We start from the raw sequence: 17,817 nt of genomic DNA, 5'->3' as shown, positions 1-17,817 counted from the left end.
TGAATATATTTTAATAAGTCAGCTACTGAACGCAATCATTACCACTGCTGTTACTGTCCAAATTAATGTAATTGTTGATTTCTTCATTGTTAAATTCCTTTATCTATATAATCTTTATCCACAAAATCGTATTTATACCAAATTAACCAAATAGCTCATCATTCATTCCAGGCCTCATCAAAATCTTCTTCGGGCTCATTTTCCCGCTCACGAATTCGCCGATCAACCCCTTGATTAACAAGAAAAAGTGTTTCTTGGGTCGCATTCCAATCATCTTTGCCAATAACAATGGGCTTCTTGTCACGGTTTACATCATTATTCATCGCAATTTCCTCCATGTACCGTACCTTATACTATAAAATATAGTGTATCATGTGGACGCCATAATGTTCATTGCTTAGTGAAACCGCCCCGCTTTTAGCCTTTACTAACCAACCCTCATTTCGTTACAATGAAAAAAGATAATTTTCAGGAGATGGAATAACGATGATAATTAGTATCTGGGCCGATATTGCTTGCCCCTTCAGTTATGTAGGGATTACACGCTTGAAAAAGGCCCTTAGTGAACTAGGAATTGCTGAAGAGACACCACTGGACTTTAAGGCCTTCCAGCTTGATCCGACGCTGCCTACCACAACTGAACAGTCAATGACCGAATACTATGCCCAGACGCACCAGTTGAGCCTGGTAGATGCAAACAAGAAGCTTGCGGAAATCGACCAGTTTGCAGCAAGCGCCGGCCTGGACATTCAGATGGAAAATGCAATCCCGGTTAATACGCTCACGGCCCACCGGCTAATTAAGTATGTAAAGACGCTTGGTGACCAGGACCTGGTAAATCAACTTGTCGACCGCTTGTATAAGCTTTACTTCACTAGCAACAAGTCAGTTGCCGATCCCGCCGTCCTTACTGCGACGCTAGCTGAATTTGACCTTGACCAAGAAGCAGTCAAGGACGTGATCACATCTGATAAGTATGAAGATGAAGTCCGTAAAGACGAACGACGGGCATTTATGATTGGTATGCCCAGCGCTCCGCTATTTGTAATCAACAACAAGTACTCAATCACCGGCGCACAGCCTGATGAAGTCTTTGTCGCATCATTAAAGAAAATTATGAAGATGAAATAAACGCAAACAGCCACTAGTACATGGTTAATCCCAATACTAGTGGCTGTTGTTTTTTAAAATAGAAGTAATCATGATGATAATCGTTATCTTACTCAGCCTAATACTCTTTTCAGCTGCTCATAAAATTTTTCGTGGGGACCTGCTAATACAACAATTACGATCTCATTATCATCATTAATCTTATAGGCGATTCGATAATCTACCTGATTGTGCTTAAAGCCATAGGCGAAATATGCTTTTAAGTCACCATGCTTCTTACTACCAACATACGGATCATTTGCGATCGTGTCGAAAATGATATCGGTGAATTTCTTTTTAAGTTTTTTATCTTTTAGTTTCTTTAGATACTTAATTACTCGTTTTGAAGGGTTGATACTATAAGCCAATTTGTTTTTTAAACTCCTCTTTAGTCATAGAATTGGGAGTCTCCCTCTCTGCTTGATCAATGAGTTTATCCATTGCAACCGGAATATTTTGCTTCATTTTTCTAAATTCATTAATTAGCCGTTGGCCTTCATAGCCATTAGCCACTAAATCTTTCAAAATATCTTCGTCAAAATCAAAAAAATTATCTTCGTTAACGAATTCATAAAAAATTCCCTTATCAGTTAATTGTGGCCGCAAACTTACCCCTTCACCAACATTAAATGACTTAGGAACTGTTACCATAAGAGCATTTCCTTGCTTTCTAGTTTTTGTAACATCCATAGTATCACCTCTCTAAGTCTATTTTCTCATGGTCAAATAATAATTACAAGTAATTACTTATTAGCAAACCAAAACAAAAAAGAGCAGTGAACCGAAATTCACTACTCTCAAACCGATTGGGCTAGCTGGATTCGAACCAGCGCATGACGGTACCAAAAACCGTTGCCTTACCGCTTGGCTATAGCCCAATACTTATGGTCTAGCAACTTTACAGCTGCTAATGGAGGATACAGGGCTCGAACCTGTGACCCTCTGCTTGTAAGGCAGATGCTCTCCCAACTGAGCTAATCCTCCAAAAGTGACCCGTGCGGGATTCGAACCCACGATACCAGCGTGAAAGGCTGGTGTCTTAACCACTTGACTAACGGGTCATTTGCTATCACATCTTAGCGACGAATATTATAATACCAACCTTTCACCTAAATAGCAAGCCCTTTTCGTAAAAAAGATTTAAAAAATTAAAAGCACCCTTAGTAGGTGCCATAGGATTCCTCACCCTATTCATTCTTCTGCCAAATTCCTAAGCAAACTGACACAATCAGGACCAGGATTACCGCCCCGATAATTGACGGGATAATGGCCATTCCTGCTAGCTGTGGCCCCCATTCGCCGAGAAGCCACTCACCGAGGCTTGAACCGATTAGCCCCGCAATAATGTTAGAAATCCAGCCCATCGAGCCACCCCGCTTGGTAATTGCTCCGGCAACCAGTCCGATGACTGCGCCAACGATTAACACCCAAATCCAATGTAGCATCTTTGCCACTTCCTTTCGCATTTCCTTAGCTTACTGTAATTATATTATTACATGCAATTATTTAATAATAAATATTATAAGGAAAGGCTTAAAAAACAGCTTATAATTTGTTCACTGCTTTTTCAATAACTCAAGCGAATGGGCCCTACCGACTCAAATTGGTAATAAAAAATAGGCAGGAGAATCAATCTCCTACCTATCTAAACCAGTATCGGGAAAACAGGATTCGAACCTGCGACCCCCTGGTCCCAAACCAGGTGCTCTACCAAGCTGAGCTATTTCCCGAAAAGTGCCGAGGACCGGGATCGAACCGGTACGGTTATCACTAACCGCAGGATTTTAAGTCCTGTGCGTCTGCCAATTCCGCCACCCCGGCATAATAGAACTGGCATAAGCGGAAGACGGGATTCGAACCCGCGACCCCCACCATGGCAAGGTGATGTTCTACCACTGAACTACTTCCGCATAATTAAATGACCCGTGCGGGATTTGAACCCACGATACCAGCGTGAAAGGCTGGTGTCTTAACCACTTGACTAACGGGTCGTGTTAGCCAGGCGAACAACTTAAACAAGTCATTCACAACGTTTTTAATAATACCAATCCTCAAGTAAAATGGCAAGTATTTTTTACAAAAAAATCAGGAAATTTTAAAGATACTTGCTCCCTTCCTTGATTGATAGCGGTGCTAAGCCGTCCGTGTGGTCTGCAATAAACTCCTTCACCCAGGTCGGATTAGTCTTTGAGTAATCCCGCAATGCCCAACCGATTGCTTTATTGATAAAGAACTCTTTACTGTTAAGGTTGTTTGTGAGAATTTCCGCTAGTAAACCTGTCTTCATCTTATCCTTACGCAGGAGCTGGTGCTCGATTGCCACCCGCCGTACCCAGATGTCTTTATCGACCGACCACCTGCGCATTAAATCGTCCACTCGCGGGTCCTGTAAGCCCATGTAGCCAATTGGCTTAATCAAACTATCAATTGTATCCCACCATTGCTTAGAACGGACGTAGCGTTCGATATGGGCAATATCTTCGTACACGAGGTAACGTTTCATCGCAATCAGGTAGTCACAAACAAAATATTGCATTTCACGGTGTTCGTCAGCCCATCCTTGATCCAAGAGTGCCCAGTCAACGACTTTCTTTTTCTTTTCAGCAAGTAGGTCCTGGTGATATACCGCTTTACGTGGTGCGCTCTGGTAGCCGTAAAAGGAAAATTTATTCCGCATATAAGCAGCCATTTGTGTCGCCCGCGCCGGATCCTGACCGTTTTCAAATTTTTGTTTCAATTCCAAAAAATCCATTGCGACTCACCTCCTTGCTTATTTTAGCATGAAAAAGGAGCGTGAAAGAAGCCAATCAATTATGATTCCGCTTTCACGCCCCCGTAAACACAAATAGGGCTCCAGAGTTCGGCGTTACCGAGCTTTGGAGCCCATTTGTGTACTGTGCTATTTGTAATTTTATCTGGTTAACAGATTTTATGTCACAGTCCTTTCGAATTATTTAGTCGTCACGACGCTTCTTACCAAAGCCGAAGCATAAGGCGAGAACACCTAATAAGCCAATGCCAGTGATTGCAGCAGCTTTGCCACTTTCATTACCAGTTTGTGGTAATTGCTTAGCATTAACACCGTTCTTTGCAGCGTTTTGCTTATCAGTAGCAACGTTTGAAGGTTGCTTGTCGCTGACTAACTTCTCATCTGATGGTGTTGAGTCTTCAGGTGAGTGATCGCCTGGCACAGGTAAACTGCCAGATTCTTTTTCCGTATCTGGAGTTAATGGAGTGCCATTATCCGGCCCTTCTGGAGTACCAGGGGTTGGCTTACCAGGAGTGTCAGGTTTACCTTCTTCACCCGTTCCCGGATTATCCGTATCAGACGGCTTATCCGGTTTGTTTGGCGTTGAAGGATTGTCAGGAATTGTTGGGTTTCCTGGTTTATCTTCATCGCCGGTTCCCGGTTGTGATGGGTTATCCGGAATACCAGGTTGGTCGGGGTTCGATGGGTTATCTGGAGTACCCGGTTCACCTGGGTTCGTTGGATTATCCGGCTTGCCTGGCTTATCTGGGTTTGTCGGGTTGTCCGGCTTGCCTGGGTTATCTGGGTTTGTCGGATTATCCGGTTCGCCTGGGTTATCAGGCTTGTTTGGATCATCCGGCTTGCCTGGGTTGTCAGGTTCGTTTGGATTATCCGGTTCGCCTGGGTTATCAGGCTTGTTTGGATCATCCGGTTTGCCTGGCTTATCTGGGTTTGTTGGATTATCCGGTTCACCTGGGTTATCAGGCTTGTTTGGATTGTCCGGCTTGCCCGGTTCATCTGGCGTTGTCGGTTCGCCCGGCTTGTCATCATTCTTTACATACTTGACAACAAAACTAAGATCTGCAGAATCAGCAGTTACCTCTTGCTTTTCAACAATCGCAATGTCTGGCTGGTAACCAGCAATCTGTGGGGATGTTACCGCATTAAACGCGTGAGTAGCAGGTTCCCACTCATTCCAAGTAACCTTCCCGCTTGCCGGATCCTTCAAGCCTGACCGCGTAAATTTAATCTTAACTACCTGACTTGGCGCCGCTTCTGTCCCGTCCGCAAATTGATACTTAATTGTTTCCGTAACCTCTTTGCTTTCCTGAACTGGAACAGGGGTTGGTGCAGGGGTATCGTTCTTCTGGTAGTTAATTTCAACTGTCTGATCCGTGGTCTGCGCTGTAACCGTCATCGCTGATACAGTTGCCGGTTTGACAGTGTATCCATCGATGGCCTGTGGAGTAAATGCGTCCCACTTACCAGTTGACCAAGCACCATAAGTTACTTCACCGGTGACTAGGTCAACAACTGCGTTTCTGGTCAGGTGAACGGTTTGCTCATGCTGCTCCACACTACCATTTGGCAAGTGCACTTTGATTGTCCGGGTGATGTCCTTATTCAAGTCATCCTTGGCAACACCTGTTGGGTACTTGCTGCCATTTGGATAATCCTTGCCTGGCGTTTCCGGCAACTTATCTTCCGGCGTCTTTGGATCATCTGGAGTTACCGTGATCTTCTTATGCTGGATTGTAATCGTTACCGTTGGGATGCCATCCGGGGTTGCTGTTACCGTTTCAGGAATATCCTGTCCTGGAACTAGTTTCCATCCGGCTGGAATCTTTGGCGTTACTGTTACCGTTTCACCAGTCTTGCCAGTCAATGGTGTTGAACTGATTTCATTGCCGTCACCATCAACATATGAGATCTTGCCGGTTTGGTCATTAGCAGTGTAGCTAATCGTTACCGTGCTGTCCTTGTCACCTTGCTTTGGCGCAAAGTTTGGAACTTCAGATACAGAAGCCGTGTAGCCTGGGAAGCTCTTTGGCGTGAAGCCTTTGTAGCTTGCTGGGGTTCCAACCTTCCAAGTAATATCACCAACCAACTTCTTATCAACGGGGTCGTATGTAGCGGAACCGACAAACTTAACTGTTTGCTTCGTCCCGTTCTTTTGACCTGCTGGCAATTGAGCTAATTGATCCGCACTCAGACCTTCGTAGTTGATGGTCCGGGTAACTTCATCATTCAGTTGCTGCTTGATGGCTTCTGGAATATCAGTGCTGTTACCATCCACTTCGGAAGTCTGGTGAACCAGATGAATCGTGATCGTCTGATCTTTAGCTGACGTGAAGGTGTAATCCGTAGGTAGGGTTTGACCTTCAGCTAGCTTGTAGTTCTCTGGAACACTCAAGCCCAACTGAACACTTTCGCCAGTCTTACCATTCTTAGTGATCGAATCACCAACTTGACTACCGCCTTTATCATCATCGACGAACTTGATCGTGACAGTTTGCTCATCTGCCACATTAGCCGTGTAGTTAATCGTGACTGTCTGATCTTTGGTATCAACAGCTACATCTTCTGCCTTAACCACAGTCGGATTTGCAGTGTAGCCAGAAACAACTCCTGGAGTAAATTTGCTCCATGCGCCACTCTTTGTCCAATCACCGTATTTGACTTCACCAGTAACTAAATCAACTGTTGCTGTTCTAGTGAACGTAACTTTTTGTTCAGTCGTCTTATCACCAGAAGGCAACTTTTCAATGATTGTCCGCGTGATGGTCTTGTTCAAGTCAGATTCACTTACACCAGCTGGGTACTTGTTACCGTCTGGGTAATCTTTACCTGGAGTATCAGGTAAATTATCTTCTGACGTCTTCGGATCATCTGGAGTTACCGTAATTACCTTGTGCTCTACTATGATCGTGGTTGTTCCACCATCAACAGGAACTGTGGTTGGAACTGAAGCTGGATCTACAGGTTTCCAACCAGCTGGATATTCCGGTGTGAATGGAACAATTTCATCTGGATCACCAGATACGGTTTGGTTGCCAACTGGATTACCATCTTTATCCTGATAATCAATGACATGAGTTGAAGCAGCAACAATGTAATTATTTGAAGCTGTGGTGTAAGTTACCTGATAGTTTTCACCAAGTAGCGTTTGCAGAGCGGCTTGACCGCCCTTGTAGTTTACAGTAAATGTCCCATTCTTCGTCTCCGCAGTAGGTGCATCCCCCGTAAATTCAAGTTCACTAGCAGAAAGCGTTGGTGCTTGCCAACCATTCGGCAACTTATCACCCTTCTTAGTTGGATCAAAGTTAAAGCTGTACTTGCCGTCTGGAATCGTTGTCGTTCCAGCGCCAACAGTTGCCTTACCATTAATAGTTACCGTCACTTCAAATGGCGTAATTTCAAAGTTAGCTTGACCACTATCCTTAGTTGAATCAACGAGCACGTTGCCTTGACCATACGTCTTATCTAAGTAAGCTTGAATGTTTTGCAAACCAGTATCATTCAACTTGATGATGTACTTGCCAGCATCAGTTGGGGCGGAAAGCTTTTGACCATCCGTTCCAAGCCACTCGTAATCATTAACAGTAAGAGCATAATTTGGAATCGTAAATTCAGTATTGCCTAAATCAACGCTTACCGTGATCTTACCATCCTTCGTTACTTCAGCAAGAGTAGTTGCGTCACCATTGTAAGTCTTAGCAGTTTGTCCACTAAGCGATGGCGTTGCCTTAGCTTGATTGATGACATAAGTACCAATTTCATTTGGAACGGTGTTACCATTCCAGTTTGGTGTCCAGCTGTAATTGCTGTCCTTTTGCAATTCTTGTAAGCCTTTGTCTGTCAAAACAATGTAGTAAGTTCCGGCATCCTTAGGAGTTACTTGCTTGCCATCTTTATCAACAATTTCAAAACCATCATCAGGTAACGCAACCTTATTGCCATTGACAGTTACATAGAACTTATCCTTATCAAGGCTCGTCATTTCTTTATTATCGAAGTCCTTGCCATCTGATCCGGTAAAGTTAATTGTTCCTGCTGCCTTGTTGATCTTGTAAGTTGCTGAACCAGTGAAAGTACTCTTGGTCCAATCAATATTTTGGTTATCAGCAAATTGATCTTCAATTGCTTGTTTACCCTGGTCATTGATTGTAATGGTGTAGGCACCAGCATTGGTTGGCGCTTTGCCATCAGAAGTATTCCAGGCAAAGTCACTCACACCAAGCGTTACTGTTTGTGGATCCGTTTGGCCAGGAAGCGTGACCTTAACAGTGATGTTGCCATTTTGCAAGTCAGCGCTTGAAACACGCTCACCATTATAAGTCTTTTGCCCTGAGCCAGCAAGAACTGCACTTGCGGCGGACTTGTTGATCGTGTAAGCAAAGCTACCTTCTACAGAAATATTGTAGTTAGGGTTATTGGCTTGTAACTTTTCAAGACCAGTAGGAGTCAAACTAATAGTGTATTCACCAGCTGGAGTATGATCTGGATTTGACCAAGTAAAGTCAGCCAGCGTCAAACCAGTAGTATCCAAAGTTTGACTGTTAACAAGATCCTTTGAACTCAAGTTATTGAGTAATTGATCAAGTGTTACAGAACCAGCACTGCCGTCATAATCCTTGTGATCTGATCCGCCAAGACTTACAGTTGCATCCTTCTTATTGATCGTGAAGCTTGCTGAACCAGTGAGCTTATTCGTATCAATCTTGAAATTGCCAGCGAGCTCACTGTCTTTACCAACAAGAAAGTCAGTCAAGTGTTTTGGCAATTCACCAGTAGTGTCAAGCACAATCTTGTCAGTGTAACTACCAGCAGCAGTTGGCGCTTGACCATCCTTGGTGTTCCAAGTGTAGTCGCCATCTTGCAAGCTGTAGTTGTAAGTTACACCATTAACAGTTACTTGAACGGTGATAGTGCCGCCCTGCTGATTAATATCAGTAGTTGAAACATCATCACCATCGTAAGTCTTACTGTTTGAACCGGATAAAGTTCCAGTTATTTCAGCTTGGTTAATTGTCAAAGTACCCATTTGTACTGGGTCAGTTGGCCAAGTGAAGTTGCTTGAAAGATCTGAAAGCTTCTTCATACCATCTTCATTCAGCCAAACAGTGTAGTCGCCAGCCTTAGTTGGATCAGTAACAACATTGCCGTCCTTATCCTTGATGGTGTAATCATCGTTGGTCAAAGTACCAGTTGGAATAGTTGGCACAGTGACTTTACCAGCTTCAAGTGTTGGCACAAACTTATCAAGATCAAGCTGATTAGCAGTACCAAATGAACTACCATCATAAGTTGCAGTTTGGGTTTGACCCTTACCAGTTACATTGATTGCAATTGCAGAAATCGTGTAAGTTGGTCTGCCGGTGTATGAAGCATCAGTCCAATTAATGTTCTTAACTTCACTATTGCCTAACTTAGCGATATTAGCCTTACCAGCCGCCGTTAATTCGATATGGTAATTACCCACATCAGCTGGCGCTTGGCTTGGTTGATACTGCGTGCCAGTTACATCATTAACAATGACAAAATCACTATCAGTTAATTGGTAACTAGTATTTTCGCCAACACCTGGGTAGTTAACCGTGACCGTAATTGGACTTAAATCACTAATTCCCGTGCCATCATATGGCTTAGTAACACTACCGGAAAGTTCAGCTGAACCTGCAGCTGGTGAAATCGTAAATTTGCCAGTTGCCCCAGTGATTGAACTTGCATCCCAGTTGTAGTTAGGGAATTGCTGCTTCAAGTTATCAATTACGCTTTGCTTAATCGTTACATCATACTGACCGACATTAGTTGGCGTTTGACCAACAAACTGTAAATCATCATCATTTAATGAGTAATCAATTGTATGACCATTATTAGTGGTGATTGAGATAGTGAAGTCGCCCGGCTTAATTTCTGCAGGGTTTGCATCGTAAGTCTTTTGACTCTCACCATTAGCAGTAATTGTAATTGTTGGTGTAGCTGCAGTTACCTTGAAAGTAGCGTGTTGATTCAAACCCAGCGTGTAGTTTGATTCTGGATACTGTGCTCTCAGGTGAGCAACACCAGCTTGTGACAACTTAACATCAAATGTACCAGTTGTCGTCGGATCACCGTTAACAAAGATTAAGTCACCCTTTTGAAGCGTGTAGTTAACTGTTTGATTAGTAACCTGATCAAGCAAAGTAACCTTGTACTTATCCAAGTAATTATCTAAGTTAATTGGCTTACCATAAATTGAACTTGCTGGGTCTGTCCCGGCATTAACAAGCGTTCCGGTTACTGGAACCTTATTTACAACATACTTTTGTGATTGAACTGTATCATGCCAAGCGTAATTATCTTCGCCGTTAGGGTTATTAGCACCAATGCCATTAATCAAGTTAATTGAACCTTGAGTCAATTTTACTTGGTAATCACCAGCATCAGTTGGAGATTTAACAAATTCAAATTGCAATTTTGACTTAATGTCAGCAGGAATCACAATTTCCTTGTTATTCTTGTCCCTCAAAGTAACGCTGTAGTTAGTTGAATCAATATCATATGAATGCTCAGGGTTGTAGTAAACCGATTGGCTACCATTGATCGTAATGTAAGCATCAATGGTGGTGATGATGTACTTACCATCATTATTCTTTGAATTTATCGGCTGCTTGTTACCCGTAGAATCAGTGCTAGAAGAAACATTTTCTTCTTCAAAGTTAATGTTTGGGTACTCTTTTTCTAACTTCTGAAGCAAAGCATCGGTAATTTCAACATCATAAGTACCAACATCGTTTGGATGAGCTGTAGTAGTTGGTTGACCCTTAATTATTAAGTCGCCAGCTGCAATCATGTCGTCTGGAACCTGAATAATCTGGTTGTTGTCCTTATCAAGAACAACCAAGTGGAAGTTCTTAACGGCTAATTGCTGTGCATAACCATATTCAGCTGATTGTGAACCAGTCAAAGTTACCTTGGCATCATACTTATCAATCGTGTAAGTACCATAGTTAATTTGGCTTGGCTTATCGTTGAGCGTGAATGTGTAATTACCATTTGGATTAGCAGCGTTCAACCGGTTAAGACCCGTCTCGTTCAAGACTAAGTAGTACTTACCAGCATCCTTCGGCTCAACTTTCTTAAAGCTGCCATCTTCTTGCTTTTGGTAGTAGTCAAAGTCGTCAGCTTGTAAGTCAATAGCGTTAGTATCGCTTGGAATGGTGTCACTACCACCCCAAACAAGGTGTAAGTCCGCTAACTTATCGGTTGGAACTGGTTGAACAGCATTGTTGTAAACGCTGTTCGTTGCCCCGCCAAGACCAACATACATTTCTGCTGGGTTGATCTGGTAGTAAGCAGTTGAAGTTGACTTTTCAGCATCCCAAGTGTAGTTAGCATTGAGTGCTTGCAAGTGCTGCAAACCAGCTGCTGAAAGTACAACATTGTACCGGCCGCGCTTAGTTGGTGTCGTGCCATTTTCAAAGGCAAGATCGCCAGCTTGTAATTGATAAGTTAAGGCCTGCCCATTATTGGTCGTTAGGCTAATTGTGTAAGTACCCTTCGCCAAATCAATTGCAACTGGCTCACCATAAACTGAACTTTGACTACCACTTAATTGGTAACTAGCGGTTGCCTTTTCAACGATCAATTCAGCAGAGTTCTTAACTTCATCGTAAGTGTAGCTGTAATCGTAGTGGTTACCTTCTGCTAACTTCTTGATGTTTTCAAGACCAGCATCTGATAACTTCAGCTTGTAAGTACCAGCATTAGTATGCTCAGCCTTAACAAATTCAAGGTCGCCAGCCCTCAACTGGTAAGTTAAGCCGTTACCAAGTTCTACCGTGTAGCCTTTGAGTGTGCCGTCTTCATTTGTTGGCAAGACAGCTGCATCCCCAGTGTAAGTTACTGTTTGGCTACCGCTAATGGTAATTGCTTGCTGCTTCTTAGCAATCGTCAAAGTACCATTGCCTGAGTATGACCAGTTGTAGTTACCGGTGCCAGTAACAGCATTAGCAACCTTCTTCCAACCTTGTTCAGTTAATTGAATTTGGTAAGTTCCTGGTTCTTGAGCAGTTGCAGCTTTACCATCTTGACTAACAGTGTAGTCACCAGCAACAAGAGTTAAGGTACTTGGATATGAGATATCCTTCTTATTCGAACTATCTTTAATGCTTGGAACAAAGTCAGCTGGGTTAACCGCAATCGCACTGCCAGTCCAAGGTGATTCTTGCTTATTCTTAGCAGGATCAAGTGAAATGACCGCATCAGCTTTGTTGATAGTGTATGAGTACTTGCCACTTACGTTAACATTGTAATTCTTATTAGCATTCTTAAGCTTAGTTAAACCAGACTCATTCAACTTAAGGGCATAATTACCAGCATCAGTTGGGGCTTCGTTAAGCTTAGTTTCACTACCATCGGCATTTTCTTGGTACCAAGCAAAGTCGGCCATAGTCAAAGTAGATGGAATACTTAAGCTTTGACCACCAAGTAAGCCAGTTGCTGTCCAATTATTAGCATTAGTCAAAGTAGTGAGATCAACACTAGCAGGATCGCCATTGTAAGTCTTAGAACCATTACCACTTTGTTCAACTGTTAATTGAGCAGGGGTAATATCAAATTCAGCTGACCCCGTTGCCGCATCACCTGAAAGAATTACATTACCTTCACCAACAATACTGTCAATGTAATTTTGAATAGCAGTCTTACCAGCATCAGTCAAAGTAATGGTGTAATTGCCGACATCAGTATGATTTGGTGTATTCCAAGTGTAGTAACTAGCATCGGTCAACTTAAATACTTTATTAGCATCAGTTGCGCCTGGGAAAGTTAAAGTTACACCGATAGTACCACCATTAACATCAGATACAGCCGGTGCCTGACCATCGTAGACCATGCTGTTTTTACCACCTAAGCTAGCTGTTGCTGAAGCAGCGGTGATAGTGTAGTAATTCTTATTAGCTTGTGATTCAGTTGCCAACCAATTGATGTTTTGTGAATTATTGTTGGAACTATTCTTTAAGTTGTCCCAACCCTTTTGGCCTAACCGAACTTCATACGTACCGACATTAGTTGGGACATTGTAAGTCCATTTGCCGTTAACTAAGAATTGTAAGTCACCCTTTTGAAGAGTGTAACCAATCTTATCAGTTACGCTTGGTTCTGTTGAAAGAGTTAGCGTGTAATTCTTATAAACATCATTATTTGCAACGCCAGTAAAGGTATCAGTTGCATTATTGTTAAGAACAACGTGACCAGTTGCAGACTTGATCTTGAAGCCGTAACTATTTGTTCCAATTGAGATCTTGTAGTTAGGGTTCTTCCTTTGGATCCGTTTCAGACCAGCATCATTCAACCTAATCGTGTAAGAACCAGCAGCAGTTGGAGCTGAATCTAGCTGCTTACCTGTTTGGTCGTACCAGTTAAAATTATTTGCAAATAAGTCTGGAAGAACCAAATTATCAGCGCTGGTCAAAGCGGCCTTCAAAGTGGCAAGTGGCGTTGAAACTCGACTACCAGTGTATGCTGCAGGATCCTTGTAATTGTCACCAGTTAAAGAAACGCTACTTGCCTTTTGGTTGATCGTAAACGCTGCTGTGCCTAACAAGTTAGCATCAGTAAGGGTTACATTGCCCTTCCAAGTTGGGTCATTAGCAATTTGAGCTTGCAAGTGAGCTAAAATATTGTCCTTGTTAAGTTCAATTGTGTAAGTACCAACATTGGTTGGATCAGTATTATCCTTCCAAGTGTAGTCGCCATCAGCTAACTTGTAGCTAATCGTCTTATCACTATTTGGAATTGCGATCGTTACGACAATGTTGCCGCCATTGTTAATGTCGGTAGTTGTAACAGCTAAACCGTTGTAGTCTCTACCGTTAGTACCACTTAATGTGGCTGTACCTGCGACGGCATTAACAGTGAATGAACCTTCACCGCTAATCTGAGCCTTAGCCCAATCAAGGTTAGCGCTATTGATTGTTGAAGCAGTGATCTTACCCTTACCTTGGTCAGTAAGTTGAACCTTGTAAGTACCAGCGTTAGTTGGAACTGATTGGTAAACAGTGCCATCTTGACCAACAAATTCGTAGTCGCCGTTAGCTAAGGAAATGGTTTGGTTGCCCATTCCTGGTGCATCAGTGAATGTTAAACCTGCTGGTGTAGTCCATGCCTCGTCATCTTGACCAAAAGTCTTAGAACCGACACCGTTGAAGCTTACGCTTGGCGTAGCCTTGGTGATTTCAAAGTTTGCAGTAGTGTTAGCAACACCGGCTTTATCAAAATCAAACTTAAAGTTATCACCACCGGCCTTTTGCAAGTTAGTCTTACCTTGCTGACTCAATTGAACAGTGTAGGTACCAACATTAGTTGGATCACTGACTAATTCCAAATCGCCTGCCTGTAATTGGTAAGTTAAACCAGTTGGCAAAGTCAAAGCGTAGTCGCCCAAGTTAATGTCATTAGTACCAAAAGCTGAGCCCTTGTAGACAACAGTTTGGTGACCGCCGTCAGCGACATTATTAGTTACAGTGACAGTTGCCTTGTCGTTAGCCTTAACAACGTAGCTAGCTGTAGCCTTGTTGTCCCAATTGTAGTTGTTGGTTGCTGATTGCAATTTAGCAAAACCAGTATCACTTAGACCAATTGTGTAAGAGCCAAGAGCAACCGGTTCAGTTGTCGTCTTAACACCGTTGATGGTGAAGTCACCAGCAGCAAGTGATAAGTGGACACCTTCTGGAATAGTCAACGTTTGACCATTATTAGTTGTGATGCTTGGCGTGAATTTACTTGCATCGAATTTACCAGTCTGGCCGCTGTAATCAACAGTTTGGCCGCTGCTGTTAGTGAAGTTCACTGTGGCAGTTGCCTTGCTAATGATGTATGAACCAGTACCAGTAATGGCATCTTTACCGGTCCAATCGATATTAGCAGCGTTAAGAGCAGTAATCTTGCCCTTACCAACAGTTGTCAACTCAACACTGTAGTTGCCAGCATCAGCTGGTGCAGTAGTCAAGGCTGAGCCTGTCTTGTTGCCGTTAGCATCGAGCAAGTACCAAACATAATCAGTACCAGCAGTTAAATCAACTATCGTGGCAGTACCAGGAGCGGTTACGGTAATAGTTGGCTTGTAATCAGTAATGGCAGAACCGTTGTAGGTCTTGCTGCCATCGCCGCCAAAGACAGCCTTACCGTTAGCCTTATTGATGGTAAAGGTGTAAGCACCAGTAACTGCACTAATACTGTAGTTCTTGTTGTTATCTTGTAGCGTCTTCAAACCAGCTGCATTCAGTTTAAGTGTGTAGTCACCAGCATCTGTCTTAGCTGTCCAGTCAAAGTCAGCTAATGTCAAGCCGCTAGTATTCAAGCTTTCACCATTAACTAAACCAGCAGTTGCCTTTAAGTTAGCTAAAACGCCACTTAATTCTGGAGAAAGTGGACTGTCAGTGTAATCGTGATTACTTGAACCACTTTGCTTAACAGTTAAATCAGCTTGCGTAATCTGGTAAGTTGCCAAACTATTGTCGTAAGTCAACTTGTAGTTAGGGTTAGCCGTGTTTAATTGAGCTAATCCAGCAGTAGTTAACTTAATGTAGTAAGTACCAGCGGCAGTTGGTTGGTTAGCTAAAACATTACCTTCAGCGTCAGTGAAGACAAAGTCATCGTCGGTTAAACCAGTTGTGCTGAAGTCAATTACCGCAGGCTTACCGTCAGCTGCCGTAACTGTCAACTTAGACATGTCAACACTAGTAGTTGGTTGACCATCGTAAGGCTTAGAGTAATTGTTTTCAGTAGTATTCTTAATTGAAACCGTACCATCAGCTTGATTAATGTCGTACTTAAAGGCGCCGGAGTAGTTTGGCTCTTGATTACCTTCTGGACCAGTCAAGAAGCTGTAGTTAGGGTTGTAGTTTTGGTCACCCCTGCCAGCAATCTTGTTGAGACCATCTTGGTTCAACTTAATCGTGTAGTGACCGACATTCTTTGGTGCCGTGTCTTTACCACTGACCTTGCCCAGATCAGTGTTGCCTTCGTACCAGTCAAAGTCGTCTAATGTCAACCCGGTAGTATTAAAGGCATCCTTACCGTACAGTGGCTTGCCATCAGCTAGACTAGGTTTCAAGTTATTCAAGAGTTGTTCAAGAGTCACACTGCCAGCCTTACCATCATAAGTCTTATCAGCTGAGCCAGTCTGTTCCAGCTTAGCCGGTGCCGGCGTAATGGTGAAGGTGGCGTCTTGATTGCCTGCACTTTCGCTAGAAATCTCAAAGTTACCTTCAAAATCTGGGTTTTGCTTCAAGATTGCTGCAGTAATGTGGTCGATAAATGTCTGACTCTTTCGATTAAGTTGGATTTTGTATGCCTGACCAGGTTCGACGTCCGTTGGAGCCTGTCCATTTGTTACATAATCTGGGTGACCATCGTCAGGTGTTGGGTTGGGATAATCGACCCAAGTATAGTCACCATCTTGTAGGATGTAATCAATACTGGTGATGGTCCCGTTGATTGAAACTTGGATTTCAGCATGAATGTTATTCTTGCCACCATTGGCTTCATTATTCAACTCAGTCGTTGAAACTGGTTGACCATCATAAACCTTGGTTCCAGATCCAGACAATGTAACATCGACAGTCGCTGCATTAATTGTGTAAGTAGCGCTACCCTTGATGTTAGCGTCTTTATCGCCCCACGTAATTGAAGCGTTACCGAATTTCTTCTTGATGTTAGCAATACCAGCTTGGGTCCAGTGAATTTGGTAGGTTCCAGCATTAGTTGGCAAAGCGGTTGACCAGTCAGTGCCATTGGCAGAAAATTCAACATCGCCTTGTTGCAACTTGTAATCTCCACCATTAGGACCGGTAACTGTAACTTTGATATTATTACCATTATCTTCACTGTTAACATCATCCCAGCTAATGGCTGAGCCAGAGTAGTCACTTGAAGCCTTACCTGACAACGTAGCACTTGCTTCAGCAGAGTAAGTAACTGTGACAGTCGTGTCCTGACTATCTGGAGTAACCGTGACTTGGTCAATGGAGGTCAAAGTTGTCGTTGTTCCATTGACTGTCTGCGTAATGTGAGCGGTGTAGCCGGCTTGAGCAACGTCCTTTTTATCCCATGATCCAGTTTGTTTCCACTCGCCGTATGTAACTTCACCTGAGACCAAATCAACCATTGCTGATCTTGCGAAAGTAACCGTTTGGGTAGTCGTCTTTTCTTCACCCGATGGCAGCTTTTGGGTAATTGTCCGGGTGATGGTCCTATTCAAATCATCTTGAGCAACACCAGTTGGATAATTAGTGCCATCTGGATAGTCCTTACCCGGAGTTTCTGGCAACTTGTCTTGTGGTGTCTTGGGATCCTCTGGGGTTACTACAACCCTATTGCGAACCAGCTTGATCGTTACATTAGTGTTAGAACCCAAAGCCCCCAAAGTAACGCTAGTTGGCTGATTGACTGCTAGTTGATAGCCCTCTGGAATCCGCAACTTGTCACCAAATTCAAGTTTCGAGTTTGGTTCACCAGCAATTACTTGCGTATATTGCACATCAAGTGGTTCGTCATTGTTATCTGCGTCAACGTAGTGAATCATGGCTGATGTCGAAACAACATTCAAGACACCAACTGTTTGGTTGACCATTTCGTAGTTATTAAAGTTAACTTTGCCAGCAAAAAGTTCTCGTACTCTCGCCATCCCTGCTTCAGTCAAAGTGACCTTGTAACTGCCGTTTTCAGCTGGCAATTCTATAGTTTTATTGCCGGCTTCATCTTCAAAAAGGTAGTAGCCGTTAGCGTTGCCTTTGACTCTCTGTAGAACAACGGTAGTTGTACTACTACCATCCACCATCGCTTGCGGATTGAAGTAATTTTCTGGATCAAAGTCACTTGACGAGCTAACGGACTGTACCGATGCTGCAAACGATACCGGCATTTTAGCCTTT

Annotated in this window: 7 protein-coding genes and 7 tRNA genes; 1 reads left to right on the top strand and 13 read right to left on the bottom strand. The window is 43.1% G+C overall.

Features of this window, described 5'->3' with window-relative positions:
- Positions 1-158: 158 nt before the first annotated feature.
- Positions 159-323 (bottom strand): hypothetical protein, encoded by a 165-nt coding sequence (locus tag CZ502_RS10705; RefSeq protein WP_159434559.1) that lies wholly within the window; start codon positions 321-323, stop codon positions 159-161.
- Positions 324-486: 163 nt separating this feature from the next.
- Between CZ502_RS10705 and CZ502_RS08005 the strand changes: the two genes are divergently transcribed.
- Positions 487-1,131 carry a DsbA family oxidoreductase gene (locus CZ502_RS08005; RefSeq protein WP_076461349.1) on the top strand — a complete coding sequence of 215 codons (645 nt, stop codon included), beginning with the start codon at positions 487-489 and terminating at the stop codon, positions 1,129-1,131.
- A 92-nt stretch (positions 1,132-1,223) separates the two neighbouring features.
- On the opposite strand, the gene CZ502_RS08000 is transcribed toward CZ502_RS08005, so the two are convergent.
- The 12 genes from CZ502_RS08000 to CZ502_RS07945 all read right to left on the bottom strand — a co-directional run bounded on the left by CZ502_RS08000 (position 1,224) and on the right by CZ502_RS07945 (position 17,807).
- The gene (locus CZ502_RS08000; RefSeq protein ID WP_076461347.1) at positions 1,224-1,517 is read right to left on the bottom strand and encodes a type II toxin-antitoxin system RelE/ParE family toxin; all 294 of its coding nucleotides are present in this window, start codon (positions 1,515-1,517) and stop codon (positions 1,224-1,226) included.
- On the bottom strand, positions 1,507-1,839 hold the full coding sequence (locus CZ502_RS07995; RefSeq protein WP_076461345.1) for a toxin-antitoxin system: 333 nt from the start codon (positions 1,837-1,839) through the stop codon (positions 1,507-1,509). Before CZ502_RS07995 ends, CZ502_RS08000 begins: the two co-directional genes overlap by 11 nt.
- 116 nt (positions 1,840-1,955) lie before the next feature.
- Positions 1,956-2,027, bottom strand: a tRNA-Gln gene (locus CZ502_RS07990).
- A gap of 33 nt (positions 2,028-2,060) precedes the next feature.
- Positions 2,061-2,133, bottom strand: a tRNA-Val gene (locus tag CZ502_RS07985).
- Between the two features lie 5 nt (positions 2,134-2,138).
- Positions 2,139-2,210: transfer RNA gene (locus CZ502_RS07980), tRNA-Glu, on the bottom strand.
- 126 nt (positions 2,211-2,336) lie between these two features.
- Positions 2,337-2,594, bottom strand: a complete 258-nt coding sequence (locus CZ502_RS07975; protein ID WP_076461343.1) for a GlsB/YeaQ/YmgE family stress response membrane protein — start codon at positions 2,592-2,594, stop codon at positions 2,337-2,339.
- Positions 2,595-2,805: 211 nt separating this feature from the next.
- Positions 2,806-2,879, bottom strand: a tRNA-Pro gene (locus CZ502_RS07970).
- A gap of 5 nt (positions 2,880-2,884) precedes the next feature.
- Positions 2,885-2,970, bottom strand: a tRNA-Leu gene (locus CZ502_RS07965).
- 17 nt (positions 2,971-2,987) lie between these two features.
- A tRNA-Gly gene (locus tag CZ502_RS07960) sits at positions 2,988-3,059 on the bottom strand.
- 9 nt (positions 3,060-3,068) lie between these two features.
- Positions 3,069-3,140 (bottom strand) — tRNA-Glu (locus tag CZ502_RS07955).
- Positions 3,141-3,244: 104 nt separating this feature from the next.
- A complete protein-coding gene (locus tag CZ502_RS07950) occupies positions 3,245-3,901 on the bottom strand; it encodes a DNA alkylation repair protein (protein ID WP_076461341.1) in 657 nt (218 codons plus the stop codon).
- Positions 3,902-4,103: 202 nt separating this feature from the next.
- Positions 4,104-17,807, bottom strand: a complete 13,704-nt coding sequence (locus CZ502_RS07945) for an MBG domain-containing protein (RefSeq protein WP_076461339.1) — start codon at positions 17,805-17,807, stop codon at positions 4,104-4,106.
- Positions 17,808-17,817: the final 10 nt, after the last annotated feature.

The organism is Limosilactobacillus caccae (genome assembly GCF_900156885.1).
In the GTDB taxonomy this organism is placed as follows: domain Bacteria; phylum Bacillota; class Bacilli; order Lactobacillales; family Lactobacillaceae; genus Limosilactobacillus; species Limosilactobacillus caccae.
Note: the sequence above shows the minus strand (reverse complement) of the source record. Positions and strands in the feature narration are given on the sequence as shown.